We start from the raw sequence: 23,903 nt of genomic DNA, 5'->3' as shown, positions 1-23,903 counted from the left end.
ATATCAACCACCGGCATTGGCCGATGGCTTGTTGTCACTCGCTGCAACAAATTCGCTTAAGACAGCATGCCAAACACGATTGCCGTCATGGCGAGTAAACCCGCAATGATGACAAACACGTTGCTAATGCGGCCACGATAAGCTTTTAGTGCTGGCACCTTGTAAACCGCGTACATCGGCATCAAATACAAGATAGCCGCAATAATCGGTCCACCTAGCGCTTCAATCATGCCTAAAATACTGGGGTTGATGATCGCGACACCCCAAATACTGAGGAACATAAAACCTAGAATAAACTTGTCTAACTTGGCATCTGATACGGTTTTATTGCTGCTGCGTAACTGCTTAGCAATGATCCCTTTTAAGCCTTCTGTCGCGCCTAAGTAGTGGCCAAAGAACGATGATACAATCGCGATAACCGCAATGATGGGGCCAAAGTAACTCACAAAGCCACTGGCATGGACATTAGCCAGATAGGACAAAATCGGTAGGTTTTCTGATTTGGCTTCAGCCAACTGTGCTGGGCTTAGCGACAACACACAAGAAAATACAAACAACATCACAAAGCCAACTAACATCATGCTGGTATTGCGCAGTATCACATCGGCTTTTTTAGCCGCGTTCGCGCCGTGCTCACGCTTCAAAGATACCGAGAATTGTGAGATTGCCGGAGAGTGGTTGAAAGCAAAAACCAATACCGGAATCGTTAGCCATACCGTCCCCAAAAAATCACCGGTAGTCGGTACCGACATTAACGCGTCGGTCTTCCAACTTGGGATAAGGTACAGTGACATAAAGGCCAAGATGGCGACCAATGGGTAAACTAAAAACTGGGTGACCTTGAGCATTAACTTCTCGCCAGACACCATCACTGACATCATCGCCAGAATCAGTACTCCTGACAGAATAAAACGTGGCGGTGAAGCCATACCCAACTGATTGACAATGAAGCTATCAACGGTATTAGTAATCCCTACGCCATATATCAATACGATAGGATAAATAGCAAAAAAATACAGTACTGTGATGGCTTTACCTGCACCTACGCCGAAGTACTCTTCAACCACGTCGGTGATGTCGCTGCCCTGCTTTTGTGAAGCGCAAACGAAGCGAGATAAACCGCGGTGAGCTAAGTAAGTCATCGGGCCGATGAGCAATGCCATCATCACGAGTGGCCAAAAACCACCCATACCAGCATTAATCGGCAAGAATAAAATGCCAGCGCCCACTGCGGTGCCAAATAAGCTCAGCATCCAGGTAGTATCTGTGCGGGTCCAACTGAGTTTTTCTGCCTGTGAAGCGTTAACTGATGGGGTGTTATCTATGGGTGAAGCAGCTACATCATTTCGCATAAACATGACCTTTAAGGTATGGGTTTATAAAACCTACGGAGTCCGGCTCGTACCGCTTCACCCATGACCATTTCTTAAAGGCAAAGCAGGAGCAAATTCGCGCTCAGGATATACAAGCGCACAGCGGAAAAATTGATCTAGCGCCATATTTGGTAATCAAATTTCAGAATGAGCTGATATTGGGATCAATATCGAAGATTTTACGTAGTAAATTTTCAAAAAAGTGTCATAGTAGTAACCGTAATGCAGCAAAATTTAACAGCAAATTCACCTTATATTACCCACTACTGATTTAGGTGTTGCTAACACCAAAGAAATGCAGCCTACAAAAGCGATAGCGCAGTCACAAAAAGACGTAGATTGAGACATGCTGCGAGACTGTGTTTGCAGATGGCGCTCTATATCACTGCTGCTAATCTCGGAAACTAGTTACCGCTTGCTGGATAGCGCAAGCAATCGCCCTATTGAGAAATGCTGTTATTGCTCAAATTTAATCAAAACGAAAAATAAGCTTTACCTAATGCACAGGGTAAAGCTTGTGGGCAAAGCGTATGCCCTATGGCAGAATGACTTCACAGCTCAATGTCCAATCACACTATGAACTTACTAGACAATCAAATTCAACAACTTCGCCTAACCGTTGGGTCACTTAACCCAGTAAAAATTGCCGCGGCTAAACATGCCATCAGTCCGTTTTTCCCAGATTTAGTGATTGAATGCCACGAAATGCATGCCCCCTCTTTAGTGCCAGATCAACCAATGACCAATCAACAGACTAAACAAGGTGCCATCAATCGCATGCAGTATTGCCGTGCCCATGGCCCCAAGAAAGCAGTAGGCGTATTAGATCTGTTTGTTGCTATAGAAGGTGGAGTCGATGAGTTTGAACATGGCGCAGTCACCTTTGCTTACGTTGTTATCGGCTATGGTGAACAACAAATGAGCTTAGGTCGCAGCTGTGAACTGCCCCTGCCCCGCGCTATTTTTAAGGCGCTGCAACAAGGTCAAGAATTAGGCGATGTAATGGACTCGGTGTTTAATACCCACAATATCAAACAAAAAGGCGGCGCCATTGGTTTATTAACCAATGGTCAAGCGACTAGGGAGAGTATCTACACCCAAGCCCTCACGTTAGCTATGGCACCTTTATTACATCCACAACAATACGCCAAATAGCTACTAGACCTTGGGACAAGGCCTACTACCTGCCCTCTGTAAACTCGTTAGGAAACAGACTCTGCCAAAACGGAGCCCATGCCCGTTTTGCGCAAAAAAAGTCCAGGCTTAGGCTAGCTGGGCTTGCATTTTCTGCCCTAGACTTCTAACTTAGATGTAAATCGCAACCAAAATGGCTTCTTCTTGGATGAAACATACTGACCTTGACCACGTCGATACTCAACAATCAAACCAGCTAGACTCAACGAGTGCCGATGCACCCTATGGCGGCCAAGACAATTCACAAGTGTGTCCGAGTTATCATTGTCAGGATGATACCGATGAAACCTGCTCAACCCTAAGAAGCTTATCTCGTTGTCTAGTTCGAAAGTTAGGCCTGCTCGACTCAGTGCTAGGCGACCTGCCCTTATCGCCAGTGCAAGCGCACACACTGATTGAGCTCAATCACCAAGAGTTGTCGATTAAACAGCTCAGCGAGATTCTCAATATTGATAAGTCCAATGCCAGCCGTGCCATTAGCCAGCTGTGTGAAAAGCATTTTGCGCGCACCCGCAATAATCCCAAAGACAGCCGTAGCTCTTTATGCCAGCTCACGCCGCAGGGAAAGCGCTTGCTTAACAAATTGAATAAGCAACAAAATCGATTGTTTGAACAGATTTTGGCACAACTGTCAGATGCAGCCATCGTTGAATTAGAAACCGCTTTAACAGGCTATACCCGTGCAATAGATTTAGCCGAGTTGCAGCAAGACTACTGTGTACGAATCATCGAGGCCGATGACGATGCCGCCATGGCTGCAGTGATCCGCGAAGTGTCTGCCGAATACGGTTTAACACCAGATAAGGGCTACGGTGTTGCTGATGCGAGCCTAGATCATCTTAGCCAAGTCTACGCCGATGAACAGGCTTGCTATTGGGTCATAGAAAAAGAGGGACAAATCCTTGGCGGCGCAGGCATTGCGCCACTCAGCGGTGCTGCCGGCACCTGCGAGCTGCAAAAAATGTACTTTAGCTCCGCATTAAGAGGCAAAGGTTTTGCCAAGCGCTTGGCTTACCAAGCCATCGCTTTCGCTAAGAATCAAGGCTATCAAGCCTGTTACTTGGAAACCACTGCAGTGCTTGCCGAAGCTGTGCGTCTGTATGAAAAACTTGGCTTTGTTCACCTTGATGCACCGCTGGGCAGCACCGGCCACGATGCTTGTGAAATGCCTATGCTATTAACACTTTGAGGCTTTGTGCTTAGCGATCCAGCACAAGTGGCGCTAACCCCTAGTTATTTGACCTAAACATTGATAGCCTCAAGGTAAATTAACTCATTTTTTCCGGGAGATTTTAATGGAATATACCCGCATCCCGCACTCTTCTTTGAATGTCAGTAAGATCTGCCTGGGCACGATGACTTGGGGGGCGCAAAATACCCAAGCCGAAGCCTTCAAACAACTCGATCATGCCATCGGCGCTGGTATTAACTTCATTGATACCGCTGAAATGTACCCCGTTCCTCCTGACGCCGAAACCCAAGGTGAAACAGAACGTATTCTCGGCGAATATATTAAGGCACGTGGTCACACAGACGATTTAATCATTGCGAGTAAAGTGGCGGCTCCTGGGGTGAAAGGCGACTATATCCGCCCCAACATGGCACTGGATTGGCGCAATATTCATCAAGCTGTCGACGACTCACTCAGTCGATTACAGCTCGATACCATTGATCTTTACCAAGTCCATTGGCCGGATCGCCATACCAACTTCTTTGGTAACCTAAACTATCAACACGATGAAACCGCTGCGCAGACACCGATAATCGAGACGCTTGAGGCGCTGGCTGATTTAGTGAGTCAGGGAAAGATACGCTACATAGGGGTATCGAATGAAACCCCTTGGGGGCTGATGAAATACCTGCAACTGGCTGAGAAGCATGGACTTCCTCGGGTTGTCAGTGTGCAGAATCCCTACAACTTACTCAACCGTAGTTTTGAAGTGGGTATGGCTGAGATCGCGCACCGCGAAGAGGTCCCACTACTGGCCTACTCCCCCTTGGCTTTTGGCGCGTTAAGTGGCAAGTATTTAGATAACCAGTGGCCTGAAGGAGCACGATTAACTCTCTATAAACGGTTTGCTCGTTACACAGGTTCGGCCATGGCAATAGAAGCGACCCGCGCTTACGTTGAGCTCGCAAGAGAGTTTCAACTTAATCCAGCACAAATGGCGTTAGCGTTCGTTAATCAACGCAGTTTTGTTGCCAGCAATATCATTGGCGCAACCTCGGTAGCGCAACTTAGCGACAACATCGCCAGCCTGCAAGTCAGCTTATCTGATGAGCTGATGCAACGGCTTGAAGAGCTTGGCCAGTTATACCGCATGCCTTGTCCATAATACCTATCAGCTTAATCAGTCAAATTAGGCTAAGATATGTCATAGAACTCACTTGCAATACTTGCCCAGATCTCCGAAGATCTGGGCGTTTTATATTGGCTTCTTAATTTATCAGGTTTTATAGATGCAACTTCTCGCATTGCGCGCACAGTTTCCCGCCTTAGAACAGACGCTTGACGGCTATCCGCTGTGTTATCTCGACACCGCTGCTACCAGTCAAAAGCCCCAGTCAGTGCTCGATGCGATGGCTGACTTTTACCGCTATGATAATGCCAATGTTCACCGTGCTGCGCATCAACTCTCAGCTCGTTCAACAGCCAAATATGAAGCCGTGCGTGACAAAGTGCAGGCATTTCTTAATGCCCAACGCCGCGAAGAGATCATTTTTACCCATGGCACCACCGAAGCAATCAACCAAGTAGCATGGGGCCTTAATCAACAACTTGATAGCAACAGTGTCATCTTAGTCGACACCGCAGCTCACCACGCCAATATTGTCCCCTGGCAACAACTGGCGCAGCGCACGGGTGCCAAAGTCATAGCCATACCATTGGCCGATGATGGCAGAATCGATCAGCAGGCTTACCAAGCATTAGTTGCGCAAGGTCCAAGTATCGTCGCCATCAACCATGTATCTAATGTGTTAGGCACCGTCAATCCAGTTCAAGCTATGGTTGCACAAGCGAAGGCTGCCGGAGCGCTGACTTTGGTCGATGGCGCACAAGCCGTCGCACACAAACATGTCGACATGCAGGAGATTGATTGTGATTTCTATGTATTTTCCGGCCATAAAATGTATGGCCCAACCGGCGTAGGTATTTTGTACGGCCGATATCAACAGCTTGATACATTGACGCCACTGCTTACGGGTGGAGAGATGATTGATCAGGTCAGTTTTGATGGCACCAGTTTCAATACACTACCCAACCGTTTAGAAGCCGGCACACCGGCAATTGCTGAAGTTATCGGACTAGGCGCAGCCATAGACTATATTGCTAACCTACCTCAGGCCGCCACCCAAAAGCGCGAGGCAGAGCTAGTCAACTACCTGCAAGCGCAATTACAGCAACTCGGTGGTATCACCCTGTATGCTGCGCATAATGACAACTGTGGTGCGGTAGCGTTTAATCTCAACGGAGAACATCATCAAGATGTGGGCATTTTACTCGACCAACAAGGCGTTGCTATTCGCTGTGGTCATCACTGCGCAATGCCGTTAATGCACAGCTTGCAAATTAGCGGTTGCTGCCGTGCATCTATTGGCGTTTATACCAGCCATGAAGATATTGACCGCTTTATTGGGGCTTTATCATCTGTTAAAGCTATGCTGATTGACTAATTTAAATATTGAGAACGCCATGTCTGCAACCCAACCTGATTCTGCCGCGTTTTTAGCGCTAAATTTAGATAGCGAAGCCGTTCTAAAACGCTTCATTCAAGCCGACGGCTGGCAGACTAGATACCGCGAAATCATGCTACTTGGCAAGCAACTGCCTAAACTGGATGAATCATTAAAAGTCGCCTCAGCACAAGTTAAAGGCTGTGAGAGCACAGTTTGGCTATATCACCGCCAGATTGACCAACAACACTATTTCGTCGCTGATAGCGATGCGCGCATAGTCAAAGGACTCATAGCCTTATTGCTTATTGCGTGCCACGGTAAGACCGCTGAGCAGATCCAGGCCTTTGACCTCAATCAGTTCTTTGAAACCTTAGGCCTTACAGGTCAGTTAAGCCCCTCTCGCACTAACGGTTTGCTGGCCGTTGCACAAACGATTCAGTCAGTGGCGATATAACAGGACTAGGCCGATATTATCATACTGCCTAACAGTAACTTGCTTTTACTCGAGTTAAGCGCCGCCAGCTATGCTACTGTGAGCAACATATTATACCCGTCAATCAATTTACGGTGGTGGCAATGAAAGTAAGATTACTCCTAAATGGTAAAAAAGCCGCGTTAGAAACCATTCGAGATGCGGTATATGCCATTCGGCAGCAAGGCACAGATTTAGAGGTCAGGGTCACCTGGGAAGGCGGTGATATGGCGCGCCTTGTCGATGAAGCCATTCAACAGGGTTGCCAGCGCATTATTGCTGGGGGTGGCGACGGCACAGTCAATGAAGTTGCCAGCGCACTAATGCATCATCCCATTGAACAGCGTCCACAATTGGCCATATTGCCCCTTGGCACCGCCAATGACTTTGCGACGGCCTGCGAGATAGACCCTGAGCCATTAGCCGCTCTTAAACTGGCCGTGAGTGGCAAGGCCTATGCGATTGATATCATCAAAGCCAATGAGCACTATTTTGTTAATATGGCCACTGGCGGCTTCGGCGCTCAAGTCACTGCCACCACACCGGTACAACTTAAAAACTTCCTTGGCGGCGGCGCTTATACCCTAACAGGTCTAGTTCAAGCACTTAACTTTCAGCCGTTTCCCGGCAATGTGATCATTGAAGATCAAGCCTATAGCAGCAGTATCTTATTTGGCGCCGTGTGCAATGGGCGTATGGCTGGCGGAGGCCAAGAGCTAGCTAAGCATGCGTACATAAACGATGGGCTTATTGACTTGGTCTCGCTACAAGCGTTCCCCGCCCACGAACTCAGCACTGTGGTTGCAGAATTGCTCGATGACAATATCGAGTCGGGTCAGTTTGTTAAACGCCACAAAACCACCCATGCAGTGTGGCAGTCCGAACAAGCCATGCCCATTAACCTCGACGGTGAGCCAATTAGCACCACCGAATTAAGCGTAAGTGTCAAACCGGGCGCCATAGATATGGTGTTGCCACAGCACTGCCCCATGCTATTAACCTCATAACAGGCTATTGCTGCGATAACAGCTCGTAGTAATTGAGTACTGCTTGGGAAAAACGCGGCTGAGTCAGCTGATGTTGTTCAACCACTTGGTTATATAGCGAAAATAACTGATGGGGCTGATTTAAGGTTGTGATAAGCGCCTCTGACTCTCCGGCTTTAGCTATGGTCTGGCATATGTACCAGCCCAGCGTATGCCCCCAAAAAGGTAGTGCCTGTTGAAAGGTCATAAAATCCGCTTGCTGGGGCTCATCTAGCGCCGCAGTGAGCAATCTATCAAGCAAGGCCAGGTGATCTGGCGCTAAGCTCATCTGCTTGGCAAACTGCTGTTTAAGGCTTTCAGCAAAAGGCGAGTCAGCATCACTGAAGTTATGCTTATCAATTAAGTTTGCCACGCCCTCTTTTTGCACATGGTACAACACCCGCTCAAATGGATTACTCATATCCAATGGCGCCACAGGATGAATAATACCGTAGAAAAAATGATGCAGCTCATGCCCTGCCAACTCAAACGGCGCTTGCTGATCGCTCAAGTAACCAATATAGGCGTCCATCACCACGCCAATTTCCGCCGCATGGGCATTTTGGCCAAATAGAGCAAACATAAACCGCACCTCATAAGCATTCGCATCAAACGAGGGCAGCAAGGCTAAGGCATGTGCTTTACTGCGCGCTAGGGCATCTTGTTCAACCAACCAATGCTGATACTGTGGCAACCAACTGAGGTCATCGAAAGCTTGACGTAGATGTAACACCTCAAACTGCTCAGACTCAGCTAAAGCCTCAAATGCTGAACGCTCATTCGGATTAAAAGCAACTTGATAGCGCCTAGTTAGCTGCTCAGGGCGATGGCTAGAAATGGTAAAAATGAGTTGATAAGCCGGCAACGCATATAAGGCTTGCCATTGCGACTCGCTCACCGTTTGCCCCTGTTTGAGTTGGGCCACTAAAGGTTGTATCTGCGCAACTGCGGTAAAGTCGTACAAGCGAGCTTGCGCATTTACCAGTGGCTCATCTGGCAGTAATCGATTGTCGCTGTGGATAGGTTTGGCATCGCTCGCCATAGACAGCAACAGTAATACCGCCAACCCTAAATACTTCATTTGAATTCCTTTTCATAATTGCCAGGCGCTCGCATGCTAATCGAGTGACGTTTACATGCGCTCATCAATGTCGGCTCAGTATGAGGTTTCGGCGAGTGAACATCAGTGAAATCTCGGTGAATTACCGACAGAGTTCAAAAATAGAGGGAGCCAATGCTCCCTTTTGCATCATCGATGAGAATATTGGCTGTTAGGGCTGAGACTGTACCTTCGCTTGCGGCGCACGGCGCCATTGCAAAAATACCAAAACCACAATGATACCAATTGCCACCATGCCGAGGTTCAGCGGGTTAAGCAGAATAAACGGCACCGTCACAATTGCGATGATGCGCTCCCACTTAGATAACGCCTGCATCAAGAACCCTTCAATAGCGATAGCAATGGCCAAAATTATCGCCGCGGTTTGTACGATGGCAAACACAAACTCCAGCGTACTTGCTTGCGGGTTAAGCAGATCGGTATAGGCCATCATAATCGGGATAATGAATAGTCCACCTGCGAGCTTAAAGGCTTCTACCGAAGACTTCATTGGGTTGGCATTCGCCACACCAGCCCCAGCAAAGGCGGCCAGCGCAATTGGGGGAGTGACATTTGATGTCTGCGACAACCAAAACACGATGAGATGTGCCGTCAACAATGGCAAACCAAAATCACCCAACATCGGAACCGCCATCACCGCCAGTACGATATAGGCAGCCGTAACTGGTAACCCCATCCCCAGTACCAAGGCAACAATACTGATTAAGCCCAGCGCCACTAACATATAGCCGCCAGAAAACTCCATCACAAACTGGGTAAATTGCAGACCAATCCCCGTTTGGCCAACCACTCCAACAATAATACCTGCGGCGCCGCAGGCAACCGATATTGGCAACGCCAGTAAGGCACCATTTTTCATGCCTGCAATGAATTTTTTCAGCCCTATACGACTATGTCGACGTAAGCCGGCGGTCACAATAATCGCCGCACAACCCGCAACCCCCACTAACAGTGGCGAGTAGGCCATCATTAGCAGCACGGTTATCATCACCAAAGGAATGAGGTGATGGGCACCTTGCTTCATTACTTGCCACACCGCTTCTGTTCGGCTCACCGCTTGTAAATTCAATTTACAGGCCATCAGATGGACATACAGCAGCGTACAGAAAAAATACAAAATGGCCGGAGCGATGGACGCCAGCATGATTTCGCTATAGGGCACGCCGGTAAACTGCGCCATCACAAAAGCCCCAGCGCCCATAATTGGCGGCATGATCTGCCCCCCTGTAGACGCGGCGGCTTCAATACCCGCAGCTTGCTGCGGTTTGTAGCCCAATTTTTTCATCATAGGAATGGTGACTGAACCTGTAGTAACCGTATTGGCAATGGCAGACCCTGAGATAGATCCTAACCCGGCTGACGCTAATACCGCCGCCTTTGCGGGGCCACCGCGATATCGACCTGCAATGGAAAATGCCAAATCAATAAAGAACTTACCGGCACCTGTGACTTCAAGAAAAGCGCCAAATAACACAAAAATAAATACTGTGGTTGCTGCAATGCCTAAGGCTGAGCCAAAAACACCATTAGCCGAATAAATCTGGAATTGAATCAGCTCTTGTAAGCTGTATGCCTTGGTCGCAATTGCGCTGGGCAACATATCGCCAAACGCGCTGTAAGCGAGAAATAAGCCAGCAATCAAGACCATCACCCAGCCAACAGTGCGTCGACATCCTTCAAGCAGCAAGGCCAGCAGCGCGCAGCCTGCCACGAGATCTTCGATCCCTAAGCCATACAGCAGATGGTCAATATCGTTATAGTCAAATATCGACATGCGATAACCCGCATAAACCGTGACCGCACATAAGGCTAAATCGACTAATCTGCCGGGTATGTACAGTACACTTTGACGGGTTTTAATTAGCGGGTAATGCAGAAATATCAGCACCAACACCCAGCATAAATGCACCGGACGAAAATACGTTGCCGAGATAGTAGAAGTGATCCCCTGCCAGATCTGAAATGCGCTAAGAGACACTGCAATCACTAATATCAGATAACCAAAGGTGTTAATAAGTTTATCTTGTTGCTGCAGTGCTGCCGGCTCGTTCTGGGGAGGATTGAGTACAGGTTCTTCATGACGTGTTGTCATATCTTGTCCTCAATAGTCATTTACAACATGGGCGCCAGCACATTAACAACACGGCTGCCGCCACAAATAGATTAGGCCGTGTTTAACACGGCCTAATGAAGTTACTTAGCAATAGAATCTAAATACTTTTGCGCGCCAGGATGCAGAGGCACTCCGGCTAAACGTGAGGCATTTTCTGGTGTGGTGGCATCGGCCACTTTAACCACTTTACGTACCTCATCCATATTTTCATAGGCGGCTTTAGTGAGGTTATACGCCATGTCATCATCCATTTTGGCGCTAACAACTAATACATTCCACACACTCAATGTCGAGACTTCATCAACATTGTTATACACATCGGCTGGAATATTGTAGCTGCTATATGCTGGGTATTGCTTGATAAAAGCGGCCGATTCTGCGGCACTAATATCAATAATATTAATCTTGTGAGTCAATGCTACCTGAGTGACAGCACCAACACCTTGGCCACCCACAATGAAACCAGCATCAATCTGACCGTTAGCCAGCGCATTAGTGGTTTCCGCATAATTGAGGTAGACAGCGTCGATATCTTTTTTAACATCGATACCAATAGAAGCCAGTAACGCTGCTGCAGTAACAGCCGTGCCACTTGCCGGAGCTCCCAAGGAGATACGCTTGCCTTTAAGCTGTGATAGCGAGGTAATGCCTGACTTTTCTAGGGTCAAAGCATGCACTAAGTTCGGATAGAGGGCGAACAAGGTTTTCACGGGCATTTCGCTGCGAAATTTGCCTTCACCTTTGTAGGCGTCCAGCACGACATTGCCCATGGCGATGCCAGCAATCATATCGCCACGCACCACTTTAATGGTGTTTTCTACCGAGGCTGCGGTCACTTCTGCTTTCACATTAACGTCTGCAACATTATCGGACCACACTTTGGCTAACGCACCACCAAAAGGATAGTAAATCCCACTTTGTCCACCGGTACCAATAGAGTAATTTTCAGCTTGTGCTTGCAGTGATAATACCGCTAACAATGCGATCGAACATAGCTTACGAATCATAACAGGCTCCTGATATTGATTAAGTAAACAGTATTAAGGATCACCAATTTGACACTATTTTTATGCTGGTAATCACGTCCATCTAATACCGACAACTTACTAAAAGTGCTCCGATATTTACCTATGCAGACGGGGTTGTCAAGCGCACAAAAAATCACAATTTTTGAATGGAATCGCTATTATTGGCGCGCATTGCAGTTAAACATGCAGCTTAAACGAGTCGTGACATTAAGGTGTGATCCAGTGATTGACCGTCAATGCGGAACATATCCGTTAACTCGCCACATAACTTAAAGCCCATCGACAGGTACAAATTCTTCGCCGCTTGATTGTGGCTCAGTACCCACAAATCAATACGCTCAACAATGCTGTCACCAAAATTAAGTTGCGAGGCTAAATCGCTAAACAGGTGATCAATCAAACGCTTACCAAGCCCTTGTTGGCGCGCACTGGCATCCACCCCTATTCCCATTAATGCACGGTGCTCGGTATAGGGCTCATCGGTGGCGCGAATATCGATATGGCCTAAAACTTGACCGTTATCCATGGCAATCCACAACTGGCGCCAACCAGCTTGGTCGCGCTCTCTGACAATGCCTTCAGCAAAACGAATACGCATATCATCACTCAATTGGCTTTTTGAGCGAGATAAGGGCTGAAAAAGAGGAGTATTATTGGCGCCATTTTCCTCAAGCTGCTTAGCTAAATATTGGAAAAAAAGCGGTAGATCTGCAGCCGTTGCCTGACGAATTTCAATCACAAAACTATCCCTGAATGTGTTAATACGCCAGTTAAAATACTTACTTTATATTTAAATATCAACAAATTATAATCAAACAATATTCAAGATATTGCATTAGATACTTTGTTCTACTTTTAGCTTGTTTACTGGTAGCATTTATTGCAAACACTCACAATAGGAGCATAGTGTGCTTAAAACTTCAGCAACTGCCTCAGCAATAGTTTCACGACGACGGATACTGCAAGCCATGGCAGCCGGAGTTTTACTGACACAAACCCCATTAGCCTATAGCCTCAACAGCCCTAAAAAACGGGTTTACATTGACGGCTTATCTTTCTTACCTGACGATCTCGCCGACTTAGCCTCATCTAAACTTGATGCTTACTTGTGCGACATTTCAGCCATAGAAGCCATCAAAAAGCCCGATGGCACCACCAACTATAAACGGACTTACAAAGCCTGCATGGACAGCATCACTGCTGCGCTAGCCCGAGTAAACCAAAATCCACAACAGCTATTATTAGGGCGCTCTGGCAGCGATATAAACAAAGCGATCGACAGCCAACGCACCGCGGTATTTTTCCAAATCCAAGGCGCCGACTGTGTTGAGCAAAGCATCACTTCTGAGCTTAGCCAAGTCGATGAGTTTTATCATAAAGGGTTACGCGCGTTACAATTAACCCACCACTACGGAAATTTATTTGCTGGCGGTGCATTAGATAATAATGGTAAGCAAGGCCTCAACTTGCCTCTAACTACCGCGGGTGAACAGCTGATTGCTAAACTCAATAGCCGCAACATTCTTATTGATGTCAGTCACTCCAGTCCTCAATCTGCCCTAGACACCGCAAAGCTGTCAAAAGCCCCGATAGTACAAAGCCATGGCGCAGTGCGATCGATTGTAAACCATGCACGCTGCACCCCTGACGATGTGCTTAAAGCCATCGCGGATACGGGTGGATTATTCGGGGTGTTCATGATGACTTTTTGGTTGACCCAAGATAACCCACCAACAACTGATCACTATCTTGCTCACCTAAAACATGTCGCCAATGTCGCCGGCATCGATGCGGTGGCCATTGCCAATGATTATCCACTACGAGGCCACAAAGAGTTACTGGCACTGGATAATGACAATACGCAAGGCGTTAAACAGTACCTAGAATGGTGGCACAGTTTACGCGCACGTGGCGTATTAGGCTTTGATGTTGAACCACAACACGTAGTGGTGCCAGAGCTTAATCATATTAACCGCATGCAGCGTATTGATGATGCCTTAGCCAGCGCTGGATTTAGCGGTCTAGAACGAGACAAAATCATGGGCGGTAACTGGCACAGGGTGCTAACAGCAGTATTGGGATAAGCGCAAATAGATACGTAATTAAAACAGGGAATACAATGGTGATTGAACGTCAACGCGGCAGATATATCGGCCGCAATAAGTCTACGGCCTATCAGGATTTGGTTTGGACAGTCGCAACAGCGGCGGATACACAGTTGAATATCGCTGAGCAAACCCAGCAGACCTTAGCCACCATAGAGCAAAACTTAGCTGAGCTGGGTAGCGATAAAACCCGCATAGTCTCGGCGCAGGTTTACATTAGTGATATGAAAGACAAACCCGTTATGGATCAGCTCTGGTGTGATTGGCTCGGTGACGACCCACAACATTGGCCACAACGGGCGTGTGTCGGTGTGGCACTAGAAGGCGATGTACTCATTGAAATTACTGTCACCGCAGTGCGAAAGCAGCATTAAGATAACAAGGCGCAAGCGCTTATGTTAAAGCCCTTGCGCCTAGATTTAGCCTCTATTACTCGCTCGTTTAGCCAAGTCGCAACCCGTGAGTCAATAGATTAAGTTGTTAGCATATACGTCTAAAATAAGGTTCTAGAATCAGCGTCTTAAGTCACTCTCTAGGCCAACAGATTTTATCACTATTAACGCCACACTCCCCACTCACCGGTAGTACCAGGTTGCTCACCTTGAGTCCACCACTGTGCAGTCCAACTACGACCAGCAAAAGTCACTATATCGCCCTGAACATACACTTTGTCAGCCAACCAGTTTCCATCACTTGGTATCTCATCATCGCCAGATTTCACCGTGAAGCTGTAAACCGAACTATCACTGCCTTGGACATTGGCCACAGTAAGCTGGAAGGATAACTGATGGTCTTGACCGCCAGATAAAGCGTCCGTATCAATGATCAATTCATCGTAGCGCCCTTGATCAGTATTAACAGCCGGGCCGCTCAATTGTTGCCAAACCACTTGGTCATAGTCACCAGTAGTGTTTAGCGGGTTGAGCACCACCACCGTGCCGTGCTGCACTTCCGCCAGTTGAATCTCTTGCAATGTTTGTGGGGTAATGACAGCAGTTAAGCCCGGATTGACCTCGTCAGCAACAATACTAAACACTCCAGATGCTCGTTCATCTTTGGCATTAAAATAGTTGGCGTAAAGGTTATCTCTGAAATACATATAGTGGTTCATTTCAGCATGCCAATCACCAATAAACACATTGCCATTGTGATTAGACTCATAATAACCACTGATCTTAGCCGCTAACAAACGGTCCCAATCTAGCTGGTTATCTTCGGTAATTTCTACGCTAAAGCTAGTGTGAATATCACCGTATCGATTGAGCACATCATACTTAACAGACTCGCCAATATGCGGTGTCTGTAACGAGACGTCATTGGGTATAAACTGTTCACCTTTATGTAGATACGGCTCATCAGGGTCGACAGGCGGTAACTCGTCACCGCTAATGTTTATGTCACTACAGTTGTAGAAGCCTTCTCCCACTGGATCGATACGCTGCCAACGGGTGTATAGTATTGCCTCACCACTGCGTTCAGCAGGAATCGTAACCCTCATGCGATACTTCTTGTCGGCGCCGACTTCAATATTGCCATACTCTTGGATCAGCTCGAGATCATCCCAGCTGAGCGCCTTTGACACATCGACAGCTGGCTTAGTGAGATAAATCTCCCAATATGACGGATTATGCGGCGCTGTGGCGTTGAACACGAGCTCAAAAGTGCCCGGCGCTACCTCTGTGCGGGTCCAGTCGCCATGCTCAACACCTAATCCTCGCTTTTGTGGGTCATTGGCATAGCAAAGGCTGCCATCGGGAATTGCTGCTCTGACTTTTTGCGCATCAAGATAATCCGGCGCCTGAATGTTAATCGCAACCTCATTACGCTGCACAAACTGATAAGTGCCTGACACTTCTAGCGCAGCCTTACATGCTGCATTAGGCGGATTACCAGTCCATATGCCGCCCTGTTCATAGCAGATAGATTGACGTGCCTGGGGAAATTCTACCCAACCGTGGGCAATTGCGGTTGTTGGCACAGAAAAATACAGCGCAGTAGCGATTGTCGACACCGAAAAAATTGACTTTTTCACAGCAAACAACTCCTTTTGAAAAATTGTTATTTATTAATAAATTTAGATAGTTCCGTTATTGAACTGGCAGCGATTATCACGACATAACTGAGCTAATTCAACTGGCAATATCTTGACGTATGCAAACAGTCAAATAGATAACTTTGAGATCGAAAAACTGTGTGATAAAACACTAAGCACAGCAAATTGATAGTGAAAAACAGCAATCAGCATCGATATCTGCAACACAAAATAAATCGATTAAAATAAACCGCTTTGAACGAGTGAATTAATTTGGCACCCAATGAGAAAAGTAGTGCTTTTGACGGTCACAACCGCTAACGTCAATCTTGTTACTCACACAAGTTAAATAAATGTAAAGTATGAAATAATCCTGATAGATTTCAATTGGCTGCCATGATATAAATTAGCCCATTCTAAGTAATCAAGGATGAGTAGCACATGGTGATAAGAAAAGCCCTGGCGGCAGATATCAGCGCTATATGTCAACTACGCAAACGGGCAATATTAGCCCAATGTAGCGACTTCTATTCATCTGAGCAGCTAGCGATTTGGACCGAAGGTGAAGTCTCTGAGGCCATAAAACAGGACATTATTAACGCATTTTACGTGGCAGAGCTTAACCAACTGGTGGTTGGTTGTGGCATGCTGACCGTAGATACGACCATGATTGACGCTATTTTTGTTGACCCTGACTACTTTGGCCAAGGGATCGCTACCCAGATGCTGGCTTTTTTAGAACAACAGGCCAAGCAACAAGGTTTATCTCAGCTGATGTTAGAGTCCACGCTCAACGCCGCTGCTTTTTATCGTAGCTGCGGTTTTGTTGGAGACAAAATTGCGACTTACCAGTCGCCAAGAGGCATCAGCTTAGATTGTATTGCCATGCAAAAATCACTCAGCCATAAATGAGTTAACTAGACATAAATCAATTCATGCAAGGACAGCAGCGTTGTTACATACTCTCAGTGTTTATTCAGGGATCATTGCCAGCATTTGGATCGTGCTGGGTGTCTATATTGCTGCTAGGTATTACCCTGGCTATAGCCACCAACGGCAATTTTGCAGTGAACTGGGCGCCGTTGGCAGCCCTACTCAAAAGCTATCACCACGGATCAATAATTACCCATTAGGCTTGTTATTTTTGCTGTGTGGCTGGCATGTCATCTCTATTGATAACGCCCATATCTCACTGCACGTGGCCGGTTACCTGATTGGATTGCATGGCATAGGGACATGGGTGGCAGGCTACTTCCCTATGGATGCCGACCCTTATGCTAAAACGCCCAGTCGCCATTGCAAGATCCACTCTTGGGCAGGTTTTATCATGTTACTGTCGCTACTCATCGCGCCAATTTGTGTCGCCCTGGGGCCAACATCTTTAATTACCCCCATCTCTATACGACTGATATCGGTAGCTGCAGTGCTTATCACTGTCTACTACCTATATAAGATGGTTATCGCCGTGCGACAACAAACCAACCCGGGGCTGCAACAGCGGCTATCCTATGGTGTGCAGCTGCTGTGGCTCTGTATGCTGTCGCTGAGTATCGCCTAACAGCAGCGTGGTGATAAGTATGATCACCACAACCAACATGTTAGCTTAAGGCAATAGCTAAACTACTGCTGCAAAAAGCACAAGGAGGCAAGTTGAAGCATCCGCAGATGACATTAGCGCAATACGTTAAAAAGCGAAATGGCGTTGCCCTTGGCGCTGCAGGCTCACTGAGCAATATGCTCCACAACTCCCTAGGGGCAGCCTCGTTTGCACAATTTTGGCTCTACTGGAATCCCATATGGGGCTATTATTTGGCCCGCTTTATCATGCAGCCTTGCAGGCAAGTGATGCCCGGCGCGTTAGCCATCATCGCCACTTTTACCGTCAGCGGCGCGCTGCATGATTTAGCAATTTCACTGCTAAAAGCGCAATTTGTTTGGCCCTTAACCCCTTGGTTTTCACTAATGGGTCTAGGCGTAGTTGCCACCAAAGTGTTCAACATCACCTACGGCAATCAACCCTGGCCACTAAGAGCATTCTTCAATGCAAGTTGGGTATTGGGCTGTTATGCCATAGTGAAACTACTTTAACGTCAACACCTCACTTGGGCTTAGCAACGGGCAACTGTTGCCACTGATTAGGAGTACATTGGGTTGTCTTTAAATTTTCACCCTATTGATGAGCTAGCACCTGCTAACATTGTCATGACTCGCTTTGATAACTTAGCAAAAGGTTGCCGCGAGAACGCAGACATCATCGCCCTAGCGCCCCAAGCTCTGGATGGTTGCGATCTGTTGATTGTCACCGGTGCTAATATGACGCAAGCGCAAGAAATCTTAATGCGCTGCCGGATAAATCATTGCCCGGTGCTATTTATTGCCAACCCGAGCAATGATGACCACATTGCTAGAACGGTAGCCAGCAACATTAAAGCCAAGTTGGTGAGTAAGACAATGCCCGACAATCTTGATGTGGCTGATTTACGATTATTTAGTGACCCTAGTGCGCACCTTTTTGCCTTTAGCTCACGGGACAGTGCCGTCGATTTTTTACGAGCGAACTCAAGGGCTAACATCAGCGCTGCATTGCTTTTAGCCCATGGACAAATCGATGTGAACCAATATCAGCAAGCAAACGAGCAAATCGCCGCCGCGCTGCCGAGCCATTGCAGCTTTTACTCTAGTGTGCACGCAGCAGGCGAAGGTGAGTGCAGCGTATTGTTTTGCGTCACCAGCCAGTAGTCATTCTGAATCCAATACAAGGCCTTAGGCCAAGGAGAAACCATTGAAAAGTATTGCTCAGTACAAACCCTACGCCCCCTTAGCAGTGATGTTATTGCTGGCATTCAGTTGGGCATTCAATTTTCATGTTCCATCACCGCTCAATGATGCAGGCCTCGCACAATTAGAGTGGTTATATCTATTGGATATTCTGCTGGTGCTGCCCGCCATCTGCTTTTGGGCTATCGGCGATAAACGCACTGCCACCCTCAAGGCATTGACCTATATCGCACTCATGCTGTTGATTGGGAGCCTGATAATTCCCTCCGAACAACAGGTGCTAATTAGTCAATTATCTCCCTTGCGCTATGTGGTGTTAGCAGCAATATTGGCCATTGAGCTATTTAGCATTGCACTGGTGATTTTAGCTGTCAAAAGCGCGTTAAACGCAGCTAGCGACCCTGATGACGCCTTAGCAAATGCCATTGCCAAGCTGACCCATTATCAACCACTGGCCACACTGCTGAGCTTTGACTTACGCCTATGGAGCTACCTGCTGTGCCACAACAGTATCCAGCCTCAATACTATCGTGGACAGCAACATTTTAGTTATCACAATAAAGACGGTTGCCGCGATAACACATTGGGGTTCATCGTAATTATTGCCTTTGAACTCCCTCTTGTGCACCTATTGCTGCACTTCTTATGGTCACCCCTCGCCGCCAATATCATTAGCGGTCTCACCTTGCTAAGCTTGCTGTTTTTCATTGCTGAGTACCGCGCTTTAGCCAAACGGCCTATTAGCATCGATAATCAGCAACTCATCATTCGCTATGGCTTATACCCAAGCTTAAGCATTGATATCGCCAATATTGCCAGTATCACACCTAACAGCCAATTTATCCCTCGTAGCAAACATGCAAAGCGCTATAACCTATCTGGCACGCCTAACCTCGCTATTGAGCTTAAGCAACCCATTGGCGATACCCGCCAAGTCTATCTCGGCATAGATCAGCCCGAGCGGTTAATTCACGCCATTGCTTGCCTGCAGGCTAATGGTGCTCAAAACTAAATAGCCTGAGGTAATGGCAATCAAGTACAAAAAAACCGCCAAAAATATGTGGCGGTTTTGTGGTCAAGCTAGTTTGATGAATTAGCTCATCGCGAGTACTTGATTAACTAACTTACTGATACCGGCATCGGCTTCAACAATTGAACTCGCCAACATATAGGCCGGTGTGCTGACCACACGGTGGTTTTGGTCAATCACAATCTCATCCACAGGGCAGTCTTGGTGATCGCCACCTATCATATTAATCGCAGCGGCGGTTTCGGCGTCATTGCCTATGGTTGCTTTCACTCCCTTACCATAAACCAAAGGCAGCATCGCCGGAGCAATGCACATATAGCCAGCAGGCTTTTTCGCCTCAGCAAAAGCTTGGCAAGAGGCTAATACCTCGGCTTGCACACTAGCTTGGGCGCCATTGACCGCAAAATCTGACAAATTTTTAGCGGCACCAAAGCCACCGGGTAAAATCAACGCATCAAATTCATTACAGTTAAGTTCACCCAACGCCTTAATGTCGCCTCGCGCTATACGCGCTGATTCGACTAACACATTGCGATTGGGGCTCATCTCTTCACCGGTTAGATGGTTCAATGTGTGCATTTGCTCAATATCGGGCGCGAAGCACTGATAGCTTGCGCCAGCTTTAGCAATATGCAGCAAAGTTAGCACCGATTCAGTGATCTCTGCACCATCAAATACGCCACAACCAGATAAAATAACAGCCACTTTTTTCATCTCTATTCACCTTCAATTCGAGTCAATATGCTTAACACGGTTTGCCCTGTTGCTAGCATCATAATCATTATTACTACAGCGCTCTAGTGCGCTCGGTCACGTGCGAGTCATTGAGTCGCTTAAACGGCCTACCTGCTTGGTTAAATATTGAAGCGCATCGGCGCAGCCTCTAGGATGAAAATTGACGGACAAGGGATTGATAAAGCCATGCAAATACTGACATTGCACAGCATTGACCTTAGCCGTAGCAGCCAACTGATTGACAAGTTCACCGACATCAAAACTGGGTTCTGTTCGCGGAAACACCAACTGCAGTTCAAATTGTGGTTGTAATTCAATTTGATGACGAATTTGCGAACCATAGTAACCAAACCCCGCCACCACGTGATTGATAGCGCTCATGGCTGAGGCTTGCCACAGTGCGGCAGCACCGACACTAAAACCTATCACCACCGTGGGGCTTTCATCAGCTTGGATAACCTGCGCTAAATGGCCAGCATAAGCATTGATACCGACATTGTTGATAAAATATTGATAGGCACTGTGCTCATCCGCAAAAGACTGATACTTGCCCTGATAGGGGTCGACAAGATGATAAGCAAAGGGAAATGATTCAAGACAACGACTGAACTCTGGGGTTTTGCCAAAAATATCCGTGGCAATGACAATGCGCAAACTACCTCCTTAACTTTAGCTAACATGAACTAAATACGCTATCGCTTAACCGTCGCAAGATTTAATCAATATCCTTCAACGTCACCTTGGTAACGTGCATCAACGCTCAGGCAACGATAACTCAAGCTATCAAAAGCAAACAGCCCGAGCTGATACTCGGGCTGTTTAAATTACTTCAATGAATAGTTGGCAATGGTTTTTTGAATACCCACCACATCAGTGCCTTTCTTCAACTCTTTGACTAAAGGATCTTTTTGTCCAGATATCCAGATTTTTAGCTCCGAGTCCATATCGAAGGTACCCGCGGTTTCCACTTCAAAGTGGGTGATCGACTTGTATGGCACTGAATGATAACTGACTTTTTTACCCGTCACGCCTTGCTTATCTATCAGGATAAGTCGTTTGTTGGTAAACACAAACATGTCCCTAATGACTTTATAAGCCAGTGATAAACTCTCACCGTCAGCCATAATAGGCGCTAACTCTGCGGCTAACTCCTCTAAGTTTACTTCGGAGGCATTGCCCATCAGCGAGTCGAGTAGTCCCATGATCGATTCCTTAATCCTTTAGTGTATTGACCCAGCTAGCTTATACCTGTCTATTGGCACCAACAACCATCATTTCACACTTAGGGCAATCAAATACAAGTTTAAGCACATCTTTACCAATCTCAAGCACCATAGGGTCGGCTTTAATTCCCGGTACTTCTTTTGGACAAAGGTTAAAATTAAATCGTAAGCAGTGCTTAGTGACCATTAAGGGCGCATCTTCGGTAATACCGTTTTTCTCATAGGTGTCTTCTATCTCAATCACACCATGCTGAGTATAAAACGCTTTGGCTTGTTCATTAGCCACATTGCCCATAAAGCTTAAATGCTTCACTGGATACACCGCATCTTGATTGTGTTTCCAGGCAGTAGGACGCTGATAGTCATTCACTCTAGCGGCTTCCAGTGCGCTCACTGCTTCACGACGTAAACCATTAAGCAGCGAGGCCGGCATAAACCACATCTGCTCGGTATTAATTTGCACTTCACGGGCGCTAAAGTCAGTGCTGCCTAATTTACTTAATTGCTTGCGGATATTCTTAGTGGTTTTTTCAATATCACTGGCCAATTGCTTTTCAACCACAATGGCCGCTGTCCCCTGATGACCGTATTGATCGGTAATGGTCAAACTGACCCCGTCTTCGCTATCCGTTAAGCACAAGTCCGCTTGGATAATTCGCTTAGATGACTCTTTTGCCAACACCATCTCAAAGGCTTGGTTGTGATTTCGATAAAGCGTCGCGCCCACTTTTAAGTCTTTAGGCATGGTTGTGACATAGAGCTTGAGCCCATCAGCACGGTTAACTCGTAACCCCTGCAACTTATCATCAGATTGCTTTGCTTGAGTGTAATTAGGCGGAAAATAGGCTAAGCCATCGCCATTGTTAAACACCTCAGTAGAGCTGACTTCAATAAAGTCTTTGCCTAACTGAATAACTTTACCGACCTCTTCACCTATGTATTTAGGCGAACGGAAGTCACTCACGCCTTGGCTACGCTCATTGACAAAGTAGTCAGTTCGGCCACGGTTGAAGGTTTTCTCTGGATCTGGGGTAAATGTATGCTCGCAGCGACCATGGGATGAGGCGCTAAGCTCTGGACGCTTAGCAATGATCTTGTCGAGTGCTTGACGATAGTGGGCGGTGACGTTTTTCACGTAACTTAAGTCTTTCAAGCGGCCTTCAATTTTAAAAGAACGCACGCCAGCATCAATCAAAGCCTCAAGGTTGTCAGTCTGGTTATTATCTTTTAGCGACAACAGATGCTCGTTTTCTGCCAACACTTCGCCTTGACGGGTTTTAAGCTCACCTGGCAAACGGCACATTTGCGAACATTCACCGCGGTTAGCGCTGCGATTACTAAAAGCATGGCTCAAATTACACAGGCCGCTATAGGCCACACACAAGGCTCCGTGAATGAAAAACTCAATCTGCATGTTAGTGTTTTTAGCCACTTCACGGATTTGGGTTAATCCTAGTTCACGGGCGAGTACCACTTGAGAGAAGCCGACTTGCTCTAAAAAGGCAACTTTTTCTGGGCTACGGTTATCCATCTGCGTGCTGGCATGCAGCGCTATTGGCGGAATATCCAGTTGTAATATGCCCATGTCTTGTACAATCAGCGCATCGGCACCGGCGTTATAAACATCCCAGATAAGTTGTTGTGCCTGCGGTAATTCATCATCCATCAAAATCGTGTTTATCGCGACAAACACTTGCGCATGGTAACGATGAGCAAATTCACATAAGCGGGCGATATCTTCAACGCTGTTACCCGCTGTCGCACGAGCACCAAACGCAGGGCCGCCTATATATACGGCATCCGCACCATGTTTGATCGCCTCAATGCCGTAATCGGCGTTTTTCGCCGGTGCCAGCAGCTCCAATCGATTCGATTGCACCGCAACCGGCTCTTTCGGGGGCTGTTCATTAGGTCTAAAGATGCCAACACTGCTCATAAACTTAGTCTCAAACTCGATTAACCGACATATTTGGGGCACGGATTATAGCAAAGTCGCA

At 47.0% G+C, this 23,903-nt stretch carries 23 protein-coding genes; 13 read left to right on the top strand and 10 right to left on the bottom strand.

The features are described 5' to 3' along the window. Positions 1-56: 56 nt before the first annotated feature. Positions 57-1,352 carry an HAAAP family serine/threonine permease gene (locus FLM48_RS03990; RefSeq protein ID WP_179023627.1) on the bottom strand — a complete coding sequence of 432 codons (1,296 nt, stop codon included), beginning with the start codon at positions 1,350-1,352 and terminating at the stop codon, positions 57-59. A gap of 597 nt (positions 1,353-1,949) precedes the next feature. Between FLM48_RS03990 and yjjX the strand changes: the two genes are divergently transcribed. The 6 genes from yjjX to yegS all read left to right on the top strand — a co-directional run bounded on the left by yjjX (position 1,950) and on the right by yegS (position 7,724). Continuing rightward, the gene (yjjX, locus tag FLM48_RS03985; RefSeq protein WP_179023625.1) at positions 1,950-2,528 is read left to right on the top strand and encodes an inosine/xanthosine triphosphatase; all 579 of its coding nucleotides are present in this window, start codon (positions 1,950-1,952) and stop codon (positions 2,526-2,528) included. Positions 2,529-2,715: 187 nt separating this feature from the next. Next, positions 2,716-3,756, top strand: coding sequence for a helix-turn-helix domain-containing GNAT family N-acetyltransferase (locus FLM48_RS03980; protein ID WP_179023623.1), 1,041 nt, complete (start codon positions 2,716-2,718; stop codon positions 3,754-3,756). 106 nt (positions 3,757-3,862) lie between these two features. Then, a complete protein-coding gene (locus FLM48_RS03975; protein WP_179023621.1) occupies positions 3,863-4,903 on the top strand; it encodes an NADP(H)-dependent aldo-keto reductase in 1,041 nt (346 codons plus the stop codon). 124 nt (positions 4,904-5,027) lie between these two features. Then, a complete protein-coding gene (locus FLM48_RS03970; RefSeq protein WP_179023619.1) occupies positions 5,028-6,242 on the top strand; it encodes an aminotransferase class V-fold PLP-dependent enzyme in 1,215 nt (404 codons plus the stop codon). 19 nt (positions 6,243-6,261) lie between these two features. Beyond that, the gene (locus FLM48_RS03965) at positions 6,262-6,699 is read left to right on the top strand and encodes a SufE family protein (RefSeq protein WP_179023617.1); all 438 of its coding nucleotides are present in this window, start codon (positions 6,262-6,264) and stop codon (positions 6,697-6,699) included. A 122-nt stretch (positions 6,700-6,821) separates the two neighbouring features. Then, positions 6,822-7,724, top strand: a complete 903-nt coding sequence (gene yegS, locus FLM48_RS03960; protein ID WP_179023615.1) for a lipid kinase YegS — start codon at positions 6,822-6,824, stop codon at positions 7,722-7,724. A gap of 4 nt (positions 7,725-7,728) precedes the next feature. Here yegS and FLM48_RS03955 read toward each other — a convergent pair whose 3' ends face one another. The 4 genes from FLM48_RS03955 to FLM48_RS03940 all read right to left on the bottom strand — a co-directional run bounded on the left by FLM48_RS03955 (position 7,729) and on the right by FLM48_RS03940 (position 12,742). Continuing rightward, complete coding sequence (locus FLM48_RS03955) at positions 7,729-8,823, bottom strand: DUF5700 domain-containing putative Zn-dependent protease (protein ID WP_179023613.1); 1,095 nt, start codon at positions 8,821-8,823, stop codon at positions 7,729-7,731. 190 nt (positions 8,824-9,013) lie between these two features. Then, positions 9,014-10,954 (bottom strand): TRAP transporter fused permease subunit, encoded by a 1,941-nt coding sequence (locus FLM48_RS03950; RefSeq protein ID WP_179023611.1) that lies wholly within the window; start codon positions 10,952-10,954, stop codon positions 9,014-9,016. Positions 10,955-11,055: 101 nt separating this feature from the next. Further along, positions 11,056-11,982, bottom strand: a complete 927-nt coding sequence (locus tag FLM48_RS03945; RefSeq protein ID WP_179023609.1) for a TAXI family TRAP transporter solute-binding subunit — start codon at positions 11,980-11,982, stop codon at positions 11,056-11,058. A gap of 211 nt (positions 11,983-12,193) precedes the next feature. Beyond that, positions 12,194-12,742, bottom strand: coding sequence for a GNAT family N-acetyltransferase (locus FLM48_RS03940; protein ID WP_256871045.1), 549 nt, complete (start codon positions 12,740-12,742; stop codon positions 12,194-12,196). 229 nt (positions 12,743-12,971) lie between these two features. Here FLM48_RS03940 and FLM48_RS03935 point away from each other — a divergent pair, with 229 nt between their 5' ends. Both FLM48_RS03935 and FLM48_RS03930 read left to right on the top strand, forming a co-directional pair. Further along, on the top strand, positions 12,972-14,087 hold the full coding sequence (locus FLM48_RS03935; RefSeq protein ID WP_179026265.1) for a membrane dipeptidase: 1,116 nt from the start codon (positions 12,972-12,974) through the stop codon (positions 14,085-14,087). A gap of 35 nt (positions 14,088-14,122) precedes the next feature. Then, positions 14,123-14,482, top strand: a complete 360-nt coding sequence (locus FLM48_RS03930) for a RidA family protein (protein ID WP_256871044.1) — start codon at positions 14,123-14,125, stop codon at positions 14,480-14,482. Positions 14,483-14,664: 182 nt separating this feature from the next. On the opposite strand, the gene FLM48_RS03925 is transcribed toward FLM48_RS03930, so the two are convergent. After that, positions 14,665-16,140 carry a lytic polysaccharide monooxygenase gene (locus tag FLM48_RS03925; RefSeq protein ID WP_179023608.1) on the bottom strand — a complete coding sequence of 492 codons (1,476 nt, stop codon included), beginning with the start codon at positions 16,138-16,140 and terminating at the stop codon, positions 14,665-14,667. 441 nt (positions 16,141-16,581) lie between these two features. On the opposite strand from FLM48_RS03925, the gene FLM48_RS03920 reads away from it, so the two are divergent. From FLM48_RS03920 to FLM48_RS03900, 5 genes are all read left to right on the top strand, one after another. Then, entirely contained in the window at positions 16,582-17,052 is a 471-nt protein-coding gene (locus FLM48_RS03920) for a GNAT family N-acetyltransferase (RefSeq protein ID WP_179023606.1), read from the top strand. A 40-nt stretch (positions 17,053-17,092) separates the two neighbouring features. Continuing rightward, on the top strand, positions 17,093-17,698 hold the full coding sequence (locus FLM48_RS03915; RefSeq protein ID WP_179023604.1) for a DUF998 domain-containing protein: 606 nt from the start codon (positions 17,093-17,095) through the stop codon (positions 17,696-17,698). A gap of 92 nt (positions 17,699-17,790) precedes the next feature. Next, entirely contained in the window at positions 17,791-18,228 is a 438-nt protein-coding gene (locus FLM48_RS03910) for an acyltransferase (protein ID WP_256871043.1), read from the top strand. Positions 18,229-18,291: 63 nt separating this feature from the next. Continuing rightward, positions 18,292-18,879, top strand: coding sequence for a hypothetical protein (locus FLM48_RS03905; protein ID WP_179023602.1), 588 nt, complete (start codon positions 18,292-18,294; stop codon positions 18,877-18,879). Between the two features lie 43 nt (positions 18,880-18,922). Further along, positions 18,923-19,930 carry a hypothetical protein gene (locus FLM48_RS03900; protein ID WP_179023600.1) on the top strand — a complete coding sequence of 336 codons (1,008 nt, stop codon included), beginning with the start codon at positions 18,923-18,925 and terminating at the stop codon, positions 19,928-19,930. A gap of 81 nt (positions 19,931-20,011) precedes the next feature. Here FLM48_RS03900 and elbB read toward each other — a convergent pair whose 3' ends face one another. The 4 genes from elbB to FLM48_RS03880 all read right to left on the bottom strand — a co-directional run bounded on the left by elbB (position 20,012) and on the right by FLM48_RS03880 (position 23,842). Further along, positions 20,012-20,662 carry an isoprenoid biosynthesis glyoxalase ElbB gene (gene elbB / locus FLM48_RS03895; RefSeq protein ID WP_179023598.1) on the bottom strand — a complete coding sequence of 217 codons (651 nt, stop codon included), beginning with the start codon at positions 20,660-20,662 and terminating at the stop codon, positions 20,012-20,014. Between the two features lie 96 nt (positions 20,663-20,758). Next, positions 20,759-21,337, bottom strand: coding sequence for a dienelactone hydrolase family protein (locus FLM48_RS03890; protein WP_179023596.1), 579 nt, complete (start codon positions 21,335-21,337; stop codon positions 20,759-20,761). Positions 21,338-21,507: 170 nt separating this feature from the next. Next, positions 21,508-21,885 carry a PH domain-containing protein gene (locus FLM48_RS03885; RefSeq protein WP_028772476.1) on the bottom strand — a complete coding sequence of 126 codons (378 nt, stop codon included), beginning with the start codon at positions 21,883-21,885 and terminating at the stop codon, positions 21,508-21,510. Between the two features lie 40 nt (positions 21,886-21,925). Next, positions 21,926-23,842, bottom strand: coding sequence for a U32 family peptidase (locus FLM48_RS03880; RefSeq protein WP_179023594.1), 1,917 nt, complete (start codon positions 23,840-23,842; stop codon positions 21,926-21,928). Positions 23,843-23,903 lie beyond the last annotated feature (61 nt).

This window comes from Shewanella sp. Scap07, from assembly GCF_013394145.1.
Lineage (GTDB): Bacteria > Pseudomonadota > Gammaproteobacteria > Enterobacterales > Shewanellaceae > Shewanella > Shewanella waksmanii.
The sequence above is the reverse complement of the archived record's forward strand: the minus strand, read 5'-3'. Positions and strand labels throughout refer to the sequence as shown.